The 18221-nt window shown below is 69.2% G+C and carries 16 protein-coding genes; 6 read left to right on the forward strand and 10 right to left on the reverse strand.

The window, feature by feature from the left end:
* Nucleotides 1–27: 27 nt before the first annotated feature.
* The 5 genes from rnr to C6569_RS09050 all read left to right on the forward strand — a co-directional run bounded on the left by rnr (nucleotide 28) and on the right by C6569_RS09050 (nucleotide 5784).
* Nucleotides 28–2355, forward strand: a complete 2328-nt coding sequence (gene rnr, locus C6569_RS09030; RefSeq protein ID WP_106748533.1) for a ribonuclease R — start codon at nucleotides 28–30, stop codon at nucleotides 2353–2355.
* Entirely contained in the window at nucleotides 2352–2792 is a 441-nt protein-coding gene (locus tag C6569_RS09035; protein ID WP_106748534.1) for a DUF983 domain-containing protein, read from the forward strand. Before rnr ends, C6569_RS09035 begins: the two co-directional genes overlap by 4 nt.
* Nucleotides 2789–3535, forward strand: a complete 747-nt coding sequence (locus C6569_RS09040) for an NUDIX hydrolase (protein ID WP_106748535.1) — start codon at nucleotides 2789–2791, stop codon at nucleotides 3533–3535. The genes C6569_RS09035 and C6569_RS09040 overlap by 4 nt, the downstream gene beginning before the upstream one ends.
* Before the next feature lie 94 nt (nucleotides 3536–3629).
* Complete coding sequence (locus tag C6569_RS09045) at nucleotides 3630–4562, forward strand: PepSY-associated TM helix domain-containing protein (RefSeq protein WP_106748536.1); 933 nt, start codon at nucleotides 3630–3632, stop codon at nucleotides 4560–4562.
* A gap of 55 nt (nucleotides 4563–4617) precedes the next feature.
* Nucleotides 4618–5784 carry an MFS transporter gene (locus C6569_RS09050; protein WP_106748537.1) on the forward strand — a complete coding sequence of 389 codons (1167 nt, stop codon included), beginning with the start codon at nucleotides 4618–4620 and terminating at the stop codon, nucleotides 5782–5784.
* A gap of 9 nt (nucleotides 5785–5793) precedes the next feature.
* On the opposite strand, the gene glmS is transcribed toward C6569_RS09050, so the two are convergent.
* Entirely contained in the window at nucleotides 5794–7620 is a 1827-nt protein-coding gene (glmS, locus tag C6569_RS09055; protein WP_106748538.1) for a glutamine--fructose-6-phosphate transaminase (isomerizing), read from the reverse strand.
* 288 nt (nucleotides 7621–7908) lie between these two features.
* On the opposite strand from glmS, the gene C6569_RS09060 reads away from it, so the two are divergent.
* Entirely contained in the window at nucleotides 7909–9474 is a 1566-nt protein-coding gene (locus C6569_RS09060; RefSeq protein WP_106748539.1) for an ABC transporter substrate-binding protein, read from the forward strand.
* A 4-nt stretch (nucleotides 9475–9478) separates the two neighbouring features.
* On the opposite strand, the gene glmU is transcribed toward C6569_RS09060, so the two are convergent.
* The 9 genes from glmU to mdtD all read right to left on the reverse strand — a co-directional run bounded on the left by glmU (nucleotide 9479) and on the right by mdtD (nucleotide 18220).
* A complete protein-coding gene (gene glmU / locus C6569_RS09065; protein ID WP_106748540.1) occupies nucleotides 9479–10858 on the reverse strand; it encodes a bifunctional UDP-N-acetylglucosamine diphosphorylase/glucosamine-1-phosphate N-acetyltransferase GlmU in 1380 nt (459 codons plus the stop codon).
* Between the two features lie 77 nt (nucleotides 10859–10935).
* A complete protein-coding gene (kdsA, locus tag C6569_RS09070; RefSeq protein ID WP_106748541.1) occupies nucleotides 10936–11781 on the reverse strand; it encodes a 3-deoxy-8-phosphooctulonate synthase in 846 nt (281 codons plus the stop codon).
* A gap of 106 nt (nucleotides 11782–11887) precedes the next feature.
* Nucleotides 11888–13048 carry a glutathionylspermidine synthase family protein gene (locus C6569_RS09075; protein WP_106748542.1) on the reverse strand — a complete coding sequence of 387 codons (1161 nt, stop codon included), beginning with the start codon at nucleotides 13046–13048 and terminating at the stop codon, nucleotides 11888–11890.
* A gap of 1 nt (nucleotide 13049) precedes the next feature.
* Entirely contained in the window at nucleotides 13050–13634 is a 585-nt protein-coding gene (locus C6569_RS09080) for a hypothetical protein (protein WP_106748543.1), read from the reverse strand.
* A 10-nt stretch (nucleotides 13635–13644) separates the two neighbouring features.
* On the reverse strand, nucleotides 13645–14052 hold the full coding sequence (locus C6569_RS09085) for a DUF350 domain-containing protein (protein WP_106748544.1): 408 nt from the start codon (nucleotides 14050–14052) through the stop codon (nucleotides 13645–13647).
* 55 nt (nucleotides 14053–14107) lie between these two features.
* Nucleotides 14108–14455, reverse strand: coding sequence for a DUF1190 domain-containing protein (locus tag C6569_RS09090; protein ID WP_106748545.1), 348 nt, complete (start codon nucleotides 14453–14455; stop codon nucleotides 14108–14110).
* Nucleotides 14455–16083 carry a CTP synthase gene (locus tag C6569_RS09095; RefSeq protein ID WP_106748546.1) on the reverse strand — a complete coding sequence of 543 codons (1629 nt, stop codon included), beginning with the start codon at nucleotides 16081–16083 and terminating at the stop codon, nucleotides 14455–14457. The genes C6569_RS09090 and C6569_RS09095 overlap by 1 nt, the downstream gene beginning before the upstream one ends.
* A 196-nt stretch (nucleotides 16084–16279) precedes the next feature.
* The gene (gene secG, locus C6569_RS09100; RefSeq protein WP_106748547.1) at nucleotides 16280–16699 is read right to left on the reverse strand and encodes a preprotein translocase subunit SecG; all 420 of its coding nucleotides are present in this window, start codon (nucleotides 16697–16699) and stop codon (nucleotides 16280–16282) included.
* 105 nt (nucleotides 16700–16804) lie between these two features.
* Nucleotides 16805–18220 carry a multidrug transporter subunit MdtD gene (gene mdtD, locus C6569_RS09105; protein WP_106748548.1) on the reverse strand — a complete coding sequence of 472 codons (1416 nt, stop codon included), beginning with the start codon at nucleotides 18218–18220 and terminating at the stop codon, nucleotides 16805–16807.
* Nucleotide 18221: the final 1 nt, after the last annotated feature.

Here is an 18221-nt window from a genome sequence, read left to right on the forward strand (position 1 = left end):
TCCGCGCCGGCCTGACCTGGACGTCATTTGCCCCGCAGATCCAAGACCGGCCTTCCATCCGCCCTTCCCTCACGCGAGGAGGTCCTGGCCTTCATCGCCAGCCAATCCGGCCGGGTGGGCAAGCGTGAGATCACGCGGCATTTCGGTCTGCACGGCGCCGACAAGGCGGCGCTGAAGGCGCTGCTCAAGGACATCGTCGACGAGGGCCTGGTCGCCAGGGGCCGCGGCAAGCTGTCGAAGCACGGCGCGCTGCCGCCGGTGGTGGTCGTCGACATCCACGCGCGCGACGCCGAGGGAGACCTCGTCGCCAGTCCCGCCGAATGGGACGAAGAGGAGCACGGCGCCGCCCCCACCATCGTCATCGCCGTACCGCATCGCCCGCGCCCCGGCGATCCGGTCCCGGGCGTCGGCGACCGGGCGCTGGTGCGCCTCTCCGACGGCGGAGCGCCCAGCGACGACCCCCGCCCGGTCGGCCGGGTCATGAAGGTGCTGGAGCGTGGCCGCTCGCGCACCATCGGCGTCTTCCGGGCCGTGCCCGGGCACGGCGGCCGGCTCCTGCCCATCGACAAGAAGAACGTCGGCCGCGAACTCGCCATTCCCGAGGAAGCGACGGGCGACGCGAAGGACGGCGACCTCGTCGCGGTCGACATTGTCCGAACCTCGCGCTTCGGCCCGCCGGTGGCCAAGGTCCGCGAGCGGCTCGGCAACCTCAAATCCGAGCGCGCCGTGTCGCTCATTGCCCTCGAGGTGCACGGCATCCCCCACGTCTTCCGCGCCGATACGCTGGCGGAAGCCGAGAAGGCCGAGCCGGTCTCGGTCGGGCGGCGCGAGGACTGGCGCAAGCTCCCCCTCGTCACCATCGACCCGCCGGACGCCAAGGACCACGACGACGCCGTCCACGCCGAGCCGGACCCTTCCGATGACAATGCCGGCGGCTTCATCCTGACCATCGCCGTCGCCGACGTCGCCGCCTATGTGCGGCCTGGCACGGCGCTCGACCGCGAGGCGGCGGTGCGCGGCAATTCGGTTTATTTCCCCGACCGCGTCGTGCCGATGCTGCCCGAGCGCATCTCCAACGACCTGTGCTCGCTGAAACCGCACGAGGACCGCCCCGCCCTCGCCTGCCGCGTCGTCATCCGCGCAGACGGGCGCCGGAAGAGCCACAGCTTCCACCGCATCATGATGCGCTCGGCCGCCAAGCTCGCCTATGCCCAGGCCCAGGCCGCCGTCGACGGCCACCCCGACGAGACGACGGACGGTCTCGTCGAGCCCATCCTGAAGCCGCTCTGGGAGGCCTATGCGGCGCTGAAGCGGGCGCGTGACGACCGCGAACCGCTCGACCTCGACCTGCCCGAGCGCAAGATCGTGCTGAAGCCCGACGGCACCGTCGACCGCGTGGTCGTCCCCGAGCGGCTGGAGGCGCACCGGCTGATCGAGGAGATGATGATCCTCGCCAACGTCTGCGCCGCGGAGACGCTGGAGAAGCACCGCACGCCTTGCATGTACCGCATCCATGACGCGCCGAGCATGGAGAAGCTCCTCTCGCTCAAGGAGTTCCTGAAGACGCTCGACATCTCGTTGCCCAAGGCGGCGCTGCTGAGGCCCTCGAACTTCAACCAGATCCTGGCGCGGGCGAAAGGCACGGAATCGGCCGAGCTGGTCAATCAGGTGGTGCTGCGCTCGCAGTCGCAGGCGCAATACGATCCGGAGAACATCGGCCATTTCGGCCTCAACCTGCGCCGCTACGCACATTTCACCTCGCCGATCCGCCGCTACGCCGACCTCATCGTGCACCGCGGCCTGATCCGCGCCCTCGGCTTCGGCCAGGACGGCTTGACCGACGGCCAGGCGGCCTCCCTCGCCGAAATCGCCGCGGAGATTTCCGCCGCCGAGCGCCGCGCCATGGCGGCCGAGCGCGAGACCATCGACCGGCTGATCGCCGCCCATCTCTCAGAGCGTGTCGGCGACGTCTTCGGCGCCCGCATTTCCGGCATGACCCGATCCGGTCTCTTCGTGAAGCTCGATGACACCGGTGCCGACGGCTTCGTGCCCGCCTCCACCATCGGCGGCGACTATTACCGCTACGAGGAGGGCCTGCAGGCCCTGGTCGGCACCCGCACGGGAGAGACCTGGCGCCTCGGCGACACGGTCACGGTGCGCCTCGTCGAGGCGGCGCCGGTGGCCGGAGCCCTGCGATTCGAACTGATGAGCGATGGTCGCAGCGGCCTTGCACCCGCGGGCCGCGGGGCGCACATAGGCCGCAAGAAGCGCGACGACGGCTTTTCCGACGGGCGGCGCGCAAGGCCGGGCGACAAGCCCTCCAGGCCGCCGTGGAAGAAGAAAGGCCGGAAATGACGGTTCAGATCCTCACGGGGCAGCCGGTGGCCGAGCCCGTTCGTCCGGCGCGCGACCTCTGGACCGCCGTGCGGCGCGGCATGGTCTGCCGCTGCCCGGCCTGCGGCGAGGGCCGGCTCTTCACCTCCTATCTGAAGGTCGCGCCGGTCTGCGAGAGCTGCGGCGAGGAACTGCACCACCACCGCGCCGACGACGCGCCGCCCTATCTGACCATCATGGTGGTCGGCCACGTCATCGTCCCGCTGCTCATGTGGTTCGAGCTCGCCTATCAGCCCTCGCTCTGGATTCATGCGGCCATCTGGCTGCCGCTGACGCTTGTCATGTCCCTCCTTTTGCTGCCTCCCCTCAAGGGCCTCGTCGTGGGATACCAGTGGGCCATGCGCATGCACGGCTTCGACGAGTTCGGCGAAGACCGCCAACAGGGACAGATACAGTGACCGACAAGGGCATCGCTCTCGCCGAGCGCCTGACCAAGACAGAGCGTGAGACCCGCTGGGCCAACCAGAAGCCGGTCGACGCGGCGACCCTCATCCTGATCGACCGCTCGGGCACCAAGCCCAAGGTGCTGATGGGCAAGCGCCGCCACGACCTCAAGTTCATGCCCGGCAAGTTCGTTTTCCCCGGCGGCCGGCGCGATCCCGACGACCGGGCCATGCCCGTCTACGGCACGCTCGACGACCGCGCCCAGGCCCGCCTGATGGCGCGCGTCCAGCGCCCCTCCATGTCGCGCGCGCGCTCGCTCGCCCTCACCGCCATCCGCGAGACCTGCGAGGAGACCGGCCTTCTCCTCGGCACCCGCGACGCCGGCAAGCCGGAATCGGTGCCCAAGGGCTGGGAAGCCTTCGCCGAGCACGGCGTCTTCCCGGATCTCGAATCGCTGCACTTCGTCGCCCGCGCCATCACCCCGCCGCGCCGGCCGAAGCGCTTCGACACCCGCTTCTTCGCCTGCGACGCCGAGCACATCGCCCACCGGATCGAGGGCGTCGTCGGACCCCATGCCGAACTCACCGAGCTGAAATGGCTCACCCTCGACGAGGCGCTGCACGAAGACCTGCCGACCATCACCACGGTCGTTCTGGAAGAGCTCGGCGACCGCATCGCCAAGGGCTTCTCCCCGCTCCTGCCCGTGCCCTTCTATTTCATGGTGCGGAAGGAGTTCCGCCGCGAGGTCATCGACTGACCATCGCGCCCTCGTGATTTGAGGCAGCGCAAGGACCCAGATTAGAAGCGATCTAATCAGGGGCTGCGGCGTCCAGCCGCAGAGGGGGTCCGACATGATCAAGCCGTGGTTGCTGCGCCTTCACCGGTGGCTGACGCTGGTTTTCGCCCTCCCGCTAGCGGTCATCGTCTCGACGGGGCTCGTTCTCTCCTTCGAGCCCATGGCGCAGATCGGCGCCGCCGCGCCCGGGACGCTCACGGCCGATCGGGTGGTGGACCTGCTCCAGCGCCACGATCCCGAGGGCAAGGCGCGCTCCCTCACCTTCCGCGCCTACGAGCATCGCCTGTCGATCGGCGGCGTGCGCCCCGACGACACCATCGACGTCGACGTGCGCAGCGGTGCCGAACTCACCGAGGACGGCACACTCTCCAACCTGTTCTATTATTCCCGCGTCCTGCACGAGACGCTGATGCTGGACCTCGGCTGGCTGGTCCATGTCTCGACCATGGCGATGATCCTGCTCATGGCGCTCGGCATCGCCATGGGCTGGCCCCGTCTCACCAATACCCTCTCCGGCTGGCACAAGGGCATCGCCTGGAACCTCCTGCCCATCCTCGTCCTCAGCCCCGTCACCGGCCTCCTCCTCGCCTGGGGCGTCAGCTTCGCCCGCCCCGCCTTCGCGCCCGCCCCGTCCGCCCCGCTCTCCATGGTCGAGGCTGTCCGGCGCGTCGGCGCCTCCCACGATCTCTCCGGCCTCGTCTGGATCCGCGGCCGCAGCGGCCGCCTCCTCGCCCGCGTCGTCGATCGCGGCGAATACCGGGTCTTCACGGTGACGCCCGAGGGGCTGTTCCCCACCTCGCGCAACTGGGTGCGCCTGCTCCACGAGGGCAATTTCGCCGGCCACTGGTCGGCGCTCATGAACGTCGTGACCTCCATCGCCCTCACGGCGCTGATGGCCACCGGCCTCGTCATCTGGGCCCGCCGCCGCTTCCGCAAGCGCCGGCCGCGCGTGAGGCGCGAGCGGTCGACGCTCGTTACACCGGCCTGACGCGGCAATTCGGCGCTTGTCATCTGCCCGTCGCGCCTCCATGGGAGGCGGCCTGATGAGCAGCCCGACCACCACCGTCCAATTCTCCCGCCAGACCGTCGCCTCTCTCGGTGCGGCCATTGCCTGCATCGTCTCGGTCGGCATCGGCCTGTCGCTGTCGATTCCGCTCCTCTCCTTCGCGCTCGACGCGAAGGGGGCGTCGCGCACGGTCATCGGCCTCAACACCGCCATGGCAGGCGTCGCGACCATCGTCTGCGCGCCCTTTATTTCCGGCTGGGCAAGGCGCTTCGGCGTCAGGACGCTGCTGGTCGCGGCGACGCTGCTGGCCGGCGTGAGCCTCCTCGCCTTCCAGATCGTCGAGCCTCTATGGGCCTGGTTTCCGCTGCGTTTCGTGTTTTCGGTCGCGCTGACCATCCTCTTCGTTCTCTCGGAATACTGGATCAACGCCGCCGCGCCCGAGCAGAGGCGCGGCCTCGTGCTCGGCATCTATGCCAGCGCGCTCTCCGTCGGCTTCGCGGCCGGCCCCTATGTGCTGATCCTGCTCGGCGCCTCCGGTCCGGCGCCCTATTTCGCCGGCGCGGGGCTGATCATTCTCGCCATGCTGCCCGTGCTGGTCGCCCGCGACATGATCCCGACCATCGACGAAGAGCCCTCTTCCGGCTTCGTCACCTTCCTCTGGGCGGCTCCCGCAGCGACGCTTGCGGCCCTCGTCTTCGGCTCGGCGGAAACCGGCGCCTTCGCGCTGTTGCCGCTCTACGGCACGGCGATAGGCCTCGACGTTTCGGGCGCCGCCACACTCGTCTCGCTGATGTCGCTGGGCAACCTCGCCTTCCAGATCCCCATCGGCCTGATCGCCGACCGCGTGGACAGGCGCAAAGTCCTGCTCGCCTGCGGCGTGGTCGGCGCGGTCGGCATGCTGGTCGCGACCCTCGTCACCCTGCCTCTCGGCTGGTTCCGCGCGCTGCTCTTCGTCTGGGGCGGTATCGTCGCGGCGCTGTATACGGTGGGCCTCGCCCATCTCGGCAGCCGGTTCCGAGGCGCAGACCTCGCTCAGGCCAACGCCGCCTTCGTCGTGATGTATTCGGCGGGCCTGATGATCGGTCCGCCCCTCGCCGGCGCGGGCATGGACCTCTGGCCGCCGCACGGGCTGATGGCGACCTTCGCCGCGCTCTTCAGCCTCTATGTTGGCGTCGTCGCCTGGCGCATGCGCACGGCGCGCTGAGCGGGCCGCTCACTCCACCGTCACGCTCTTGGCGAGGTTCCGCGGCTGGTCGACGTCCGTGCCCATCTCCACCGCCGTGTGATAGGCGATGAGCTGGATCGGCACCGAGTAGACGATGGGCGCGATGGTCGCCGGCACGTCGGGCATGACGATGGTCGCCACCGTCTCCACCTCGGCGTGCTCGGCGCCCTTCTCGTCGGTGACGAGCAGGATCTGGCCGCCGCGCGCCGCCACCTCCTGCATGTTCGACACGGTCTTCTCGTAGACCTTGTCGAAGGGGGCGATGACGATGACCGGCATGGTCTCGTCGATCAGCGCGATGGGGCCGTGCTTGAGCTCGCCCGCCGCATAGCCCTCGGCGTGGATGTAGGAGAGCTCCTTCAGCTTCAGCGCCCCCTCCATGGCGATGGGATAGGAGGTGCCGCGGCCGAGATAGAGCACGTCGCGCGCCTTCGACAGCATCTTGGCGATCCCGGCGATGTGCTCTTCCTGCTTCAGCGCCTCGTTCATGTAGCGCGGCGCCTCCATCATGGCGCGGACGAGCTTGTCCTCCTCCTCCGCGTTGACGAAGCCGCGCGCCTTGCCGGCGGCGATGGCGAGGGAGGCGAGCACGGCGAGCTGGCAGGTGAAGGCCTTGGTGGAGGCGACGCCGATCTCGGGGCCGGCGAGCGTCGGCATGACGATGTGGCTCTCGCGCGCGATGGTCGAGGTCGGCACGTTGACGACCGCGAGCACGTGCTGGCCGTTCTCCTTGGCGTAGCGCAGCGAGGCGAGCGTGTCGGCGGTCTCGCCCGACTGGGACACGACGATCATCAGCCCACCAGGCACCATCGGCGTCTCGCGGTAGCGGAACTCCGAGGCGATATCGATGTCGACCTGGATGCGCGCGAAGCGTTCGAACCAGTACTTCGCGGTGAGACCCGCGAGATAGGCCGTGCCGCAGGCGGCGATGGAGATGCGCGGCAGGTTGGCCCAGTCGAAGGGAAGGTCCGCCGGCAGCCGCACCTTGCCGGCGGCCATGTCGAGATAGTGGGCGGTGGTGCGGGCGACGACCTCCGGCTGCTCGTAGATCTCCTTGAGCATGAAGTGCTTGTGGTTGCCCTTGTCGACCAGGAAGGCGGTGGCCGAGGAGCGGATCACCGGCCGCTGCACCACATGGCCGGCCTCGTCGCGGATCTCCACCGAATTGCGATCGAGAATGGCCCAGTCGCCCTCCTCGAGATAGGCGACAGCCGAGGTGAACGGGGCGAGCGCGATGGCATCCGAGCCGAGATACATCTCGCCCTCGCCATAGCCCACCGCCAGCGGCGAGCCCTTGCGCGCGCCGATCAGCAGGTTCTCGTTGCCCTCGAAGACGAAGGCGAGCGCGAAGGCGCCGCGCAGCCGCGGCAGGGCAGCCCCCACCGCATCGACGGCGCTCAGCCCCTCCTTCATGCCCTGCCCGACCAGATGCGCCACCGTCTCCGTGTCGGTCTGGGTGGAGAAGACGACGCCCTTGGCCTCCAGCTCCTGACGAAGCTCGCGGAAATTCTCGATGATGCCGTTGTGGACGACGGCGACGCCCTCGGAAGCGTGCGGATGGGCGTTGGTCTCGGTCGGCGCTCCATGGGTGGCCCAGCGCGTGTGGCCGATACCGATCGTGCCCATGAGCGGCGCCTTGGCGAGCGCCGCCTCGAGGTTCTTCAGCTTGCCCTCGGCGCGGCGGCGGGTCAGCACCCCGCCTTCGAGCGTCGCGACACCGGCGGAATCGTAGCCGCGGTATTCGAGCCGCTTGAGGCTGTCGACGAGCTGGCCCGCCACGGGCTCCTTGCCGAGAATGCCGATGATCCCGCACATGCCTGTCGTTCTCCACGTCCCGTCCGGCGGCAGGGCCGCGCCGCGTCCGAATCCGGTGCTTATACCGCCTGAAAGACAAGGCGGGTTTAACGGGCCCGCACCCGGGCCGGGAAATGAATTCCCGTGACGGTTTGAAACAGGGGGTCGCCGCGGCCATATTGATATGCGGTACGATCGTGGCGCATTGGAGAGGAGCGGTACCGACTGAGCCGGACGGCATGTCTCATGCTTTGATCGACGGTGCCGGCCTCCCGAGGCGGGAAGGACGCGGCAAACCGGAGACAGACGATGCGCTTTCGACTGCCTTGCCTATTTCTCCTGCTGCTCCTGACCCAGATTCTCCCCGTCCAGGCACAGTCCGTGCTGCGGGTGGCCATGCACGCCGATCTCAGGGCCATCGACCCCGTCTGGTCCACCGCCTACATCACCCGCAACCACGGCTACATGATCTACGACACGCTCTTCGCCATGAACGAGCAGGGCGAGATCAAGCCGCAGATGGTCGACGGCTACGACGTCTCCGCCGACGGCCTGACCTATTCCTTCACCCTGCGCGAGGGGCTGCTCTGGCACGACGGCCAGCCGGTCACCGCCGAGGACTGCGTCGCATCCATCCGCCGCTGGGGGATGCGCGACACCATGGGCCAGACGGTCATGACCTTCGTCGAGGACATGGCCGCAACCGGTTCGAAAACCTTCACGATCCGCCTGAAGCAGAAGACCGGCCTCCTCATCTACGCCCTCGGCAAGCCTTCCTCCGCCGTGCCCTTCATGATGCCGAAGCGCATCGCCGAGACGCCGCACACGGTGCAGATCACCGAGGCCATCGGCTCCGGCCCCTTCATGTTCCGCCGCGACGAGTGGAAGCCTGGCGACCGTGCCGTCTATGTGAAGTTCGACCGGTACGTGCCGCGCCCTGAGCCCGCCTCCAGCCTCGCCGGCGGCAAGGTCGCCCGTTTCGACCGCATCGAATGGGTGGTGCTCGCCGACCAGCAGCAGACGGTGAACGCGCTGCTCGCCGGCGAGATCGACATGATCGAGGGCGTCTCCCACGACCTCATCCCTCTCGTGCGCGACGCGCCGGGCGTCACCATGTGGGCCTCCAATCCCATCGGCAACCAGTTCTCCTTCCGGCCGAACCAGCTCCACCCGCCCTTCGACAACCCGAAGATCCGCCAGGCCCTCTGGTATGCCTTCAACCAGGAGGATTTCCTCAAGGCCGTCATCGGCGACGCCGAATTCTACTCGCCCTGCAAGTCGGTCTTCGTCTGCCCGACGCGCTTTGCCGGCGAAGCGGGCATGGAGGGTCTCCTGGAGAGCAACATGGCCAAGGCCCGCCAGCTCCTGCAGGAGGCCGGCTATGACGGCACGCCCGTGGTCCTCCTCCACTCCTCCGACGTGGCGGTGCTGGCGAACCTCGCCCCCGTCGCCAAGTCGCTGATGGAGCGCGCCGGCTTCAAGGTCGACATGCTGACCATGGACTGGGCTACCGTCGTCGCCCGCCTGGGCAAGCGCGACCCGCCCTCCTCCGGCGGCTGGAGCGCCTATCTCACCTCGTGGAACGCCGCCGACGTCCTCGATCCCGTCATGACCGCCTGGCTGAACTCCCGCTGCGAGCGGGCCCTGGTCGGCTGGCCCTGCGATCCGGAGATGGAGCGGCTGCGCACCGCCTTCGCCGCCGAGGGCGATCCGGCGAAGCAGAAGGAACTGGCTGAGGCGGTCCAGCGCCGGGCGATCGAATGGACCCAGTTCGTGCCGCTGGGTCAGTGGCGCAACGCCCTCGTCACCCGCGCCAACATCAAGGGCGTGCTGACCTCGCCCGTGCCGGTGCTGTGGAACATGCGGCGCGAGTGAGCCTTCAGCCCTTCGCCGCCTCTTCCTTCGCCTTGCGGGCGGCGCGCCGGACCTTGTTGGCGCGGATCATCTCCGCGCCGCGCCCGGGCAGGCCCGCTTGCTTGGCGCGGCCGAAGACGAGCGCGCCCTCCTTGGCGTCGAGGGTGATGGTCGAGCCGGCGGCGATCAGCACCTCGTCGCCGATGGTCAGCGGCGCCACCAGTGTCGAGTTGGAGCCGACGAAGACGTCGCGGCCGATGACGGTGGGATGCTTGTCGGCGCCGTCGAAATTGCAGGTGATGGTGCCGGCGCCGATATTGGTGCCCTCGCCGATGGTGGCATCGCCCAGATAGGCGAGGTGGTTGGCCTCAGCCTTCGCCGCCATGGTCGTGCGGTTGACCTCGACGAAATTGCCGATGTGGACCTTCTCGCCGATGCGGCTCTTCGGCCGGATGCGGGCGAAGGGGCCGATGATGGCGCCCCGGTCCACCACGCATCCCGCTAGGTGCGAATAGGCGCGGATGGTGACGTCGTCGGCGACGGCGACGCCCGGCCCGAAAACCACGTGCGGCTCGAGGGTCACGTCGCGGCCGAACTGGGTGTCGAAGGCGAGGAAGACCGTCTCCGGGGCGGTCATGGTGACGCCGCCGCGCATCGCCGCCGCGCGCAGCCGCGCTTGAGCGATGGCCTCGACCTCGGCGAGCTGGAGGCGGTCGTTCACCCCCCTCACCTCCTCCTCCGGCGCTAGCACCACGGCGGTGGAAAGGCCTTCGGCACGGGCCAGCGCCACGGCGTCGGTCAGGTAGAACTCGCCCTTCGCGTTGGCGTTGCCGATGCTTTTCAGGAGCGGGAGCGCCGTTCCGCCGGCGAGCGCCATGAGCCCGCCGTTGCAGAGCGTGATGGTCCGCTGGGCCGCGCTGGCCTCCTTCTCCTCGACGATGGCGGCGAGCGCGCCGCCTTCCATGACGAGCCGGCCATAGCCGAATGGGTCGGCCGCCTCGAAGCCGAGCACGGCCACCGCCGCGCCATCGGCGAGAGCCGCCCGCAGGCGGGCGAAGGTTTCCGATGTCACCAGCGGCGTGTCGCCGAAGGCGACGATGACGTCGTCGAAGCCGCGGGCGATCTCGCTCTCGGCATGGAGCACGGCGTGGGCCGTGCCGAGACGCTCGCTCTGCACGTGGATCGAGGCGTCGGGTTTCAGCCGCCGCGCCTCGGCGGCGACGTCCTCCCGGTCCGGGCCGACCACCACCGCCGCCGCCGTGCCGCCGGCCTCGGCGACGGCGCGCAGCACGTGTCCGACCATCGACAGGCCCGCCACCTCGTGCAGCACCTTGGGCCTCATGGATTTCATCCGCGTGCCCTCGCCGGCGGCGAGCACGATGGACAGGCAGGTGCGGTCGGTCATGGCATCGGTCCGATTCGGCGGCTCGGCTTCATTCTAGGCCCTTTGGAGACCGGCATGGAGACCGTACGCCCAGGGCTTCACCCCAGCCCCTTGGCCAGCCGGTCGAAGGCGACGAGGGTCGTCAGGAGTGCCTCCATCTGCTTCAGCGGCACCATGTTGGGGCCGTCGGAGGGCGCCTTGTCCGGGTCCGGATGGGTCTCGATGAAGACGCCGGCGACGCCGACCGCCACCGCCGCCCGCGCCAGCACCGGCACGAATTCGCGCTGGCCGCCCGAGGACGAGCCCTTGCCGCCCGGCTGCTGGACCGAATGGGTGGCATCGAAGATCACCGGCGCGCCGGTGGTCTCGGCCATGATCGGCAGGGCCCGCATGTCCGAGACGAGCGTGTTGTAGCCGAAGGAGACCCCGCGCTCGGTGACCATGACGCCGGGATTGCCGGCCTCGCGGACCTTGGCGGCGACGTTCGCCATGTCCCAGGGCGCGAGAAACTGGCCCTTCTTGACGTTGACGACGCGGCCGGTCTCGGCCGCCGCCACCAGGAGGTCGGTCTGCCGGCAGAGGAAGGCCGGGATCTGCAGGATGTCGACCACCTCGCCCACCGGTGCGCACTGGCCGATCTCGTGAATGTCGGTGATGACCGGCAGGCCGAGCCTCTCCTTCACCTCGGCGAAGACCGGCAGCGCCGCCTTCAACCCGATGCCGCGCGAGGACTTGCCGGAGGTGCGGTTGGCCTTGTCGAAGGAGGACTTGTAGACGAGACCGATGCCGACCCTGTCGGTGATCTCCTTCAGCGCCGTCGCCACCTCCAGCGCATGGTCACGGCTTTCCATGGCGCAGGGGCCGGCGATGAGGGCCAGCGGCAGACGGTTGCCGAAGCGCAGGTCGCCGACCTCGACGGTCGCCTGTTCGAGAGCTGCAATCACGTCATCGTCCCTTCTGGCGCCGCGGGGGCGCGGCCGGTCTGCCGGGCGGGTTCTGGCAGACCCGTCCCCGGCGATCAACCGCAGATGGGGAAGCGGATCGCCGCGGTCAATCGACGATGGCGTGGGGGAGGAAGCAGGATGTGTTGCCGGTGACGAGGCCGGCATCCTCGCGAATGCCGATTCCCGCCGGATCCTGGTCGATGATCCAGGAGCCGATGACCGGCCGCATGCCGTCGAAGACGACGTCGGGGGCGAGTGCCTGGATGACGCGCGGCAGCCTGTCGTAGGGCCCCTCCTGCGCCACCAGCGTCACGCCGTCGCGGCGGATCTCCACATTGGCGCCCTCGCGCGAGAAGATCGGCTTGGCGACGTGGTCGCGACCGATGGCGGAGGCGGCGGGATCGCCCTCGTAATAGCTCTCCAGCAGATTGGGATGGCCGGGGGCGAGCTTCCACAGCTCCGGCAGGATCGCCTTGGTGGAGAGCAGCATCTTCCAGGGCGGCTCGATCCACACCGTCGGCGAGCCCGGCATGGCCGAGCCGAACTCCTCGTGGATCAGCCATTCCCAGGGATAGAGCTTGAACAGCGTGCGGATTTCGCGGTTCTCCTCGTCGACGAAGCGCCCGGTGCGGTCGAGGCCGATGGAGGCGATGTCCAGCAGCACCACCTGGTGGCCCGCGGCGCCGGCGCATTCGGCCATGTACTCGACGTTCTTGCGGTCCTCGAGCTCCTCGGAGAAGGCGGTCATGTGCAGCAGCCCGCCCGTCGGCCAGGCGGAGAAGCGGGCGATGAGCTGGTCGTGCAGATTGTTGAACTGGTCCGCTCCCTGCGGCAGCAGCCCGGCTTTGATCCGGTCTTCCAGCCAGTACCACTGGAAGACCGAGGCCTCGTAGAGCGAGGTCGGCGTGTCGGCGTTGAACTCCAGGAGCTTCGGCGGGTCCTTGCCGTCATAGACGAGGTCGAAGCGGCCGTAGAGGCTCGGGTCGCCCCGGTCCCAGCTCTTCGCGATCCAGTCCCAGTAGGTCGAGGGGATGTCGAGGCGCTTGAGATACTCCTCGTCGCGCACCGCCCTGCCCGCCCATTCGCCGCAGAGCGAGACCAGCTCGGCCGTCGCCTCCTCGATGTCGTCCTCGATCTGGCGCAGCGTGAAGCGGTAATAGGCCCGCTCGTCCCAGTAGCGCTGGCCGTCCGGCATGGCATAGGCGAAGCCGTATTCGTCGGCGAGCGCCTTCCAGTTCTCCCGCTCGGCGATGGCGATCCGCTGCATCTCACCCTCCCCGGGACGAGCTGGAGAAGCTGCGCGCCGTCGAGCCGAAGCCCGATCGCGTCACACCCTGGCTCTGGCTGGACGCAGCGCCCGACGACGAATTGCCGGCCGACGAGCTGCCGCCGCCCCAGAAATGGGAGCGCGAGGACGAGGACGAGGACGAACTGCAGGAGCGCGCGGTGCTGAAGGGCTGGCCCGCGAGGGTCTGATAGGCGCCGCCCGTGCCCAGACGCACTGGCTGGATGCCCCAGGGCCCCGAACCCGAGCGCGACAGCCCCACCGCCGTTGCGCCGCCGGCGAAGGCGGCCGCGCATTGCGGGCCGGGCATCAGCGCCTCGCACTGCGCCACCGAGGTCGCGACCTGACCGACCGAGCAGGACTGCCGCGTGCCGCCGAGGCCGAAGCCGTTGGTCGCCGTGACCGTCCCGATGCCGAGGAGCGCCGCCGTGCCGATGCCGACCGGGCTGAGAAGCACCGACCGCTTCTGCGCCGGAGGGGTGGCGGCGGCGGCTGCGTCCACCCTCAACTGCGGCTTCGGCAGGCTGCGCCGCTCCCGGTTGCCGAAGGGAGGTTTTGGGTCCGTCATCGGAACCTCCTCACGTCGTCATCGAGGCGGCGGCGAGCTGGCCGCAGGTGATGGAGACCGCCCCCAGCCAGATGCCGGCGGAGAGCTCCTGCCGCTCGATGCGGCCGCTGAGGTCGTCGATGACGAGGCGCGCCAGATAATAGACGACGACCTGGATGATCAGGGAGACGGTCGCCCAGAGCGCATTGTCCAGGATCGATTCGGAATATTCGACGGAGGCCGCCAGCGGCAGCGAGAAGCCGATCAGGCTGCCGGCCAGGGACAGCGCGGCGGCCGTGTTGCCCTTGCGGATGAGCTCGAACTCGTTGTGGTGGGTGATCTTCGTATAGATCGCGGCGAAGACGACCAGGAACAGGATCGCCAGCACGTAATGCGCCAGGAAGGCCGGGAAGCCCGACAGATATTCGGCGATTCTCACGAGCCCCTCCTCGACCGTTGCGCCGCGACGCCAGGGCCGGCCGGGGGGCCTGCCGCTAGCTGCGCCCGAAGACCGGAACCACCAGCTCCGGCGGGCCCGGCCTGAGGCAGAAGCCCGAGGCGCGCGGCACGAATCCGGTGGCCCCGGCGGCGGGCTGGCAGGAAGGGTAGCGGTCCTCGCATTGCTGGCGCATGTCGAAGACGGGGCCGCTCTGTAACAGGCGGCGGTCGGCCTCGGCCATCAGCGCCGTGCAGCGGGCGGCGCTCATGCCGCTCGTCGTGCAGGCGGCGACGGAGCGATGGACGGTGGCGCCGGCGCAGTCGCCGCCGGTGAAGCCCACATAGGCGAGGATGGCGCCGGCCGTCAGGACCACAGCCGTGACGACCAGCGCGACCGGTCGCATCACACGAGCCGCGACTGGGCCTTGGCCGCCTCGATGAAGGAGCGGAACAGCGGATGGGGCTCGAAGGGCCGGCTCTTCAGCTCGGGGTGATACTGCACGCCGATGAACCAGGGATGGTCCGGATATTCGATCGTTTCCGGCAGCACGCCGTCCGGCGACAGGCCGGTGAAGACGAGGCCCTTGTCCTCCAGTCGCTTGCGGTAGTCGAGATTGACCTCGTAGCGGTGGCGGTGGCGCTCGGAGATGACGTCGGAGCGGTAGATGGAGGCGATGCGCGAATCCGGTTTCAGGTGGGCGGTATAGGCGCCGAGACGCATGGTGCCGCCGAGATCGCTCGCCGCCGTGCGCTTCTGCAGCTCGTTGCCGCGCAGCCATTCGGTGAGCAGGCCCACCACCGGCTCCGGCGTCGGGCCGAACTCCGTCGAATTGGCGTGCGGCACGCCGGCGAGGTTCCGCGCCGCCTCGATCACCGCCATCTGCATGCCGAAGCAGATGCCGAAATAGGGCACCTTGCGCTCCCGCGCGAAGCGCGCCGCCCGGATCTTGCCCTCGGCGCCGCGCTGGCCGAAGCCGCCGGGAACGAGAATGCCATGGACGTCCTGCAGGTAGGGCGACGGGTCCTCGTGCTCGAAGACCTCGCTCTCGATCCACTCGAGGTTCACCTTCACCTTGTTGGCGATGCCGCCGTGGGCCAGAGCCTCGATCAGCGACTTGTAGGCGTCCTTCAGGCCCGTGTACTTGCCGACGATGGCGATGTTGACCTCGCCCTCGGGATTGTGGACGCGCGCCGAGACGTCGTCCCAGCGCCGCATGTCCGGCTCGCCCTTCACGTCGATGCCGAAGGCGCGCAGCACCTCGTTGTCGAGGCCCGCCTGATGATAGGCGAGCGGCACGTCGTAGATCGAGCCGGCGTCGCGCGCCTCCACCACGGCGGAGGGGCGCACGTTGCAGAACAGCGCCAGCTTCTTGCGCTCGCCCTCCGGGATCGGCCGGTCGCAGCGGCACAGCAGGATGTCCGGCGCGATGCCGATGGAGCGCAGCTCCTGCACCGAATGCTGGGTGGGCTTGGTCTTCAGTTCGCCTGCCGAGGCGATGTAGGGCAGCAGCGTCAGGTGGACGAAGATGCTGTCGCCCTCGGGCAGTTCGTTACCGAGCTGGCGGATGGCCTCGAAGAAGGGCAGGCCCTCGATGTCGCCGACCGTGCCGCCGATCTCGACCAGCACGAAGTCGAAACCCTCGTTGCCGGTGCGCACGAAATCCTTGATGGCGTCGGTGACGTGCGGGATCACCTGGATCGTCGCGCCGAGATAGTCGCCGCGCCGCTCCTTGGTGATGATGTCCTGGTAGATGCGGCCGGTGGTGATGTTGTCGGCGCGGGTGCAGGGCCGGCCGGTGAAGCGCTCGTAATGGCCGAGGTCGAGATCGGTCTCGGCGCCGTCGTCGGTGACGAAGACCTCGCCGTGCTGGGTCGGGCTCATCGTGCCCGGGTCGACGTTGAGATAGGGGTCGAGCTTGCGCAGGCGGACCGTGTAGCCGCGTGCCTGCAGCAGGGCGCCGAGCGCCGCCGAAGCCAGACCCTTGCCGAGTGACGAAACCACGCCGCCGGTGATGAAGATATACCGCGTCATGGGGCCCCTTCCTTAAGGCGCATCGAGCGATTCGCACAGCGGGACGAGAGACGCGCGGCGCCTTGTCCCCGGCAAAAGAGAAGGGCCGGTTTCCCGGCCCTGTTTCGGATGACCGTGCTTGAAGGCCGCACGGCCGGATGGCAATGGCCGCGGCGCGGCGCCCGGGCGCCGTCCCCAGCTTAAATGCCGCGTGCCGTCACGGGCGCGGGGCAGGAGCCGCCGGAGCGGCGGGCGCGGCCGGCGGCTGCGACAGGCCGCGCAGACCCTCGAGCATGCCGGTGCCGCCCTGGCCGCCGCCGGACTGCGGCACCTGCGGCGCGGCGGGAGCGGCCGGAGCCGTCGGCGCGGCCGGGGCCGTCGTCGCCGGGCGGTCGAGCAGCGAACGGGGACCGCGCGCCTGCGTCGCCAGGAGGGCGAGCGTGATGGAGGTCAGGAAGAAGCCGGTCGCCAGGATGGCCGTCGCGCGGGTCAGCACGTTGGCCGTGCCGCGGGACGACATGAAGTTGCCGCCGCCGCCGCCCATGCCGAGGCCGCCGCCTTCGGAGCGCTGGAGGAGGACCACGACGATCAGCGCGAGCACGATCATCAGGTGGACGACGAGAATGACGGACTGCATGGCCGCGCAACGGTCCCTGGCTCGAAAGAATGGGCGTCTCTACACGATCGGGCCGGCCTTGCCTACCCCGATGCGCCGGGCCGTATATGGGGAGGCCCCGCCCCGTCAGCCAGCCTCGTCCGCCGCGACGCCCCTGCCCCCGCCCGTGACGCCGGGATCGAGGTGCCAGAAGATCCAGGCCGAGGCGGTGGTGATGAGGCCGATCGTCACGAAGGTCGCCTGGAAGGCCGGCACGGCGGAGCCGAGGGCGCCCGCGGCGAAATGCGCCGTGTAGGTGGCGAGCAGCGCGCCCGCCACCGTCACGCCGAGGCTCATGGACAGCATCTGCACCATCGAGAACAGGCTGTTGCCGCTCCCCGCCCCCGCCGGATCGAGATCGCGGAGGGTCACCGTGTTCATCGCGGTGAACTGGAACGAATTGATGGCCCCGTAGCAGCCGAGAAGCACGAGCATGGCCGGCAATGGCAGCAGCGGCATGAAGGCGAAGCTCGCCTGCAGCGCGCCGAGCACCAGCGTGTTGGCGACGAGGAAGCGGCGGTAGCCGTAACGGGTGATGAGGCGGGTGACCGCGCGCTTCGCCGTCATCGCCATGGCGGCCACGGGGAGCATCATCATGCCCGCCTCCGCCGGGCTGCGGCCGAGGCCCACCTGCAGCAGCAGCGGGATGAGGAAGGGCATGGCGCCCGAGCCGATGCGGGCGAAGAGGTTGCCGATGAGCCCGACCGTGTAGGTCGGGATGCGGAAGAGGCTGAGGGGAAACAGCGGGTCGGGTCGGCGCCGGGCGTGCAGGAAATAGCCGATGATGAGCGCGAAGGCGAAGACGAGGAGCACGAGCACCGTCGCCCGCTCGAAGCCGAAGTCGGTCAGGCCGTCGAGGGAGAAGGACAGCGCCACCATGCCGAGGGAGAGCATGAGATAGCCGACGACGTCGAAGCGCCCGACACCCGCGTTGCGCCCCTCCGGCATGTAGATCGCGGTGAGGACGACCCCGACGAGGCCGACCGGCAGGTTGATGAGGAAGATCCAGTGCCAGGACGCCGCCTGCACCAGCCAGCCGCCCAGCGTCGGGCCGATCAGCGGTCCGATCAGGCCGGGAATGGCGACGAAGCTCATGGCGGGGAGGAACTGGTCGCGCGGCACGTTGCGCAGCACGACCAGTCGGCCGACCGGCAGCAGCATGGCGCCGCCCGCCCCCTGGACGATGCGCGACAGGACGAGCTGCGTCAGCGAGGTCGAGCTGGCGCAGGCGACCGAACCCGCGGTGAAGAGGACGATGGCGGCGATGAAGACGTTGCGGCTGCCGAAGCGGTCGGCGAGCCAGCCGGAGGCCGGGATCAGCATGGCCATGGTGAGCGAATAGGCGATCACCACCGAATGCATGCTCAAGGGGCTCTCGCCCAGCGCCCGCGCCATGGACGGCAGGGCCGTGTTGACGATGGTGGAATCCAGCGTCTGCATGAAGAAGCCGACGGCGACGATCCAGAGCAGGATCCTGAAGCTTCCGCCGCCGGCTGCGCTCATG

Origin of the sequence: Phreatobacter cathodiphilus (genome assembly GCF_003008515.1) — a bacterium.
Taxonomy (GTDB): domain Bacteria; phylum Pseudomonadota; class Alphaproteobacteria; order Rhizobiales; family Phreatobacteraceae; genus Phreatobacter; species Phreatobacter cathodiphilus.

Excerpts from the sequence above, each read along its gene's own strand:
- C6569_RS09080 (WP_106748543.1), bottom strand. The coding sequence starts at position 13,634 with ATGACGGACCCAAAACCTCCCTTCGGCAACCGGGAGCGGCGCAGCCTG.
- secG (WP_106748547.1), bottom strand. The coding sequence starts at position 16,699 with ATGCAGTCCGTCATTCTCGTCGTCCACCTGATGATCGTGCTCGCGCTG.
- C6569_RS09095 (WP_106748546.1), bottom strand. The coding sequence starts at position 16,083 with ATGACGCGGTATATCTTCATCACCGGCGGCGTGGTTTCGTCACTCGGC.
- C6569_RS09060 (WP_106748539.1), top strand. The coding sequence starts at position 7,909 with ATGCGCTTTCGACTGCCTTGCCTATTTCTCCTGCTGCTCCTGACCCAG.
- C6569_RS09050 (WP_106748537.1), top strand. The coding sequence starts at position 4,618 with ATGAGCAGCCCGACCACCACCGTCCAATTCTCCCGCCAGACCGTCGCC.
- mdtD (WP_106748548.1), bottom strand. The coding sequence starts at position 18,220 with ATGAGCGCAGCCGGCGGCGGAAGCTTCAGGATCCTGCTCTGGATCGTC.
- glmU (WP_106748540.1), bottom strand. The coding sequence starts at position 10,858 with ATGACCGACCGCACCTGCCTGTCCATCGTGCTCGCCGCCGGCGAGGGC.
- C6569_RS09090 (WP_106748545.1), bottom strand. The coding sequence starts at position 14,455 with ATGCGACCGGTCGCGCTGGTCGTCACGGCTGTGGTCCTGACGGCCGGC.
- C6569_RS09075 (WP_106748542.1), bottom strand. The coding sequence starts at position 13,048 with ATGCAGCGGATCGCCATCGCCGAGCGGGAGAACTGGAAGGCGCTCGCC.
- C6569_RS09045 (WP_106748536.1), top strand. The coding sequence starts at position 3,630 with ATGATCAAGCCGTGGTTGCTGCGCCTTCACCGGTGGCTGACGCTGGTT.
- glmS (WP_106748538.1), bottom strand. The coding sequence starts at position 7,620 with ATGTGCGGGATCATCGGCATTCTCGGCAAGGAGCCCGTGGCGGGCCAG.
- C6569_RS09035 (WP_106748534.1), top strand. The coding sequence starts at position 2,352 with ATGACGGTTCAGATCCTCACGGGGCAGCCGGTGGCCGAGCCCGTTCGT.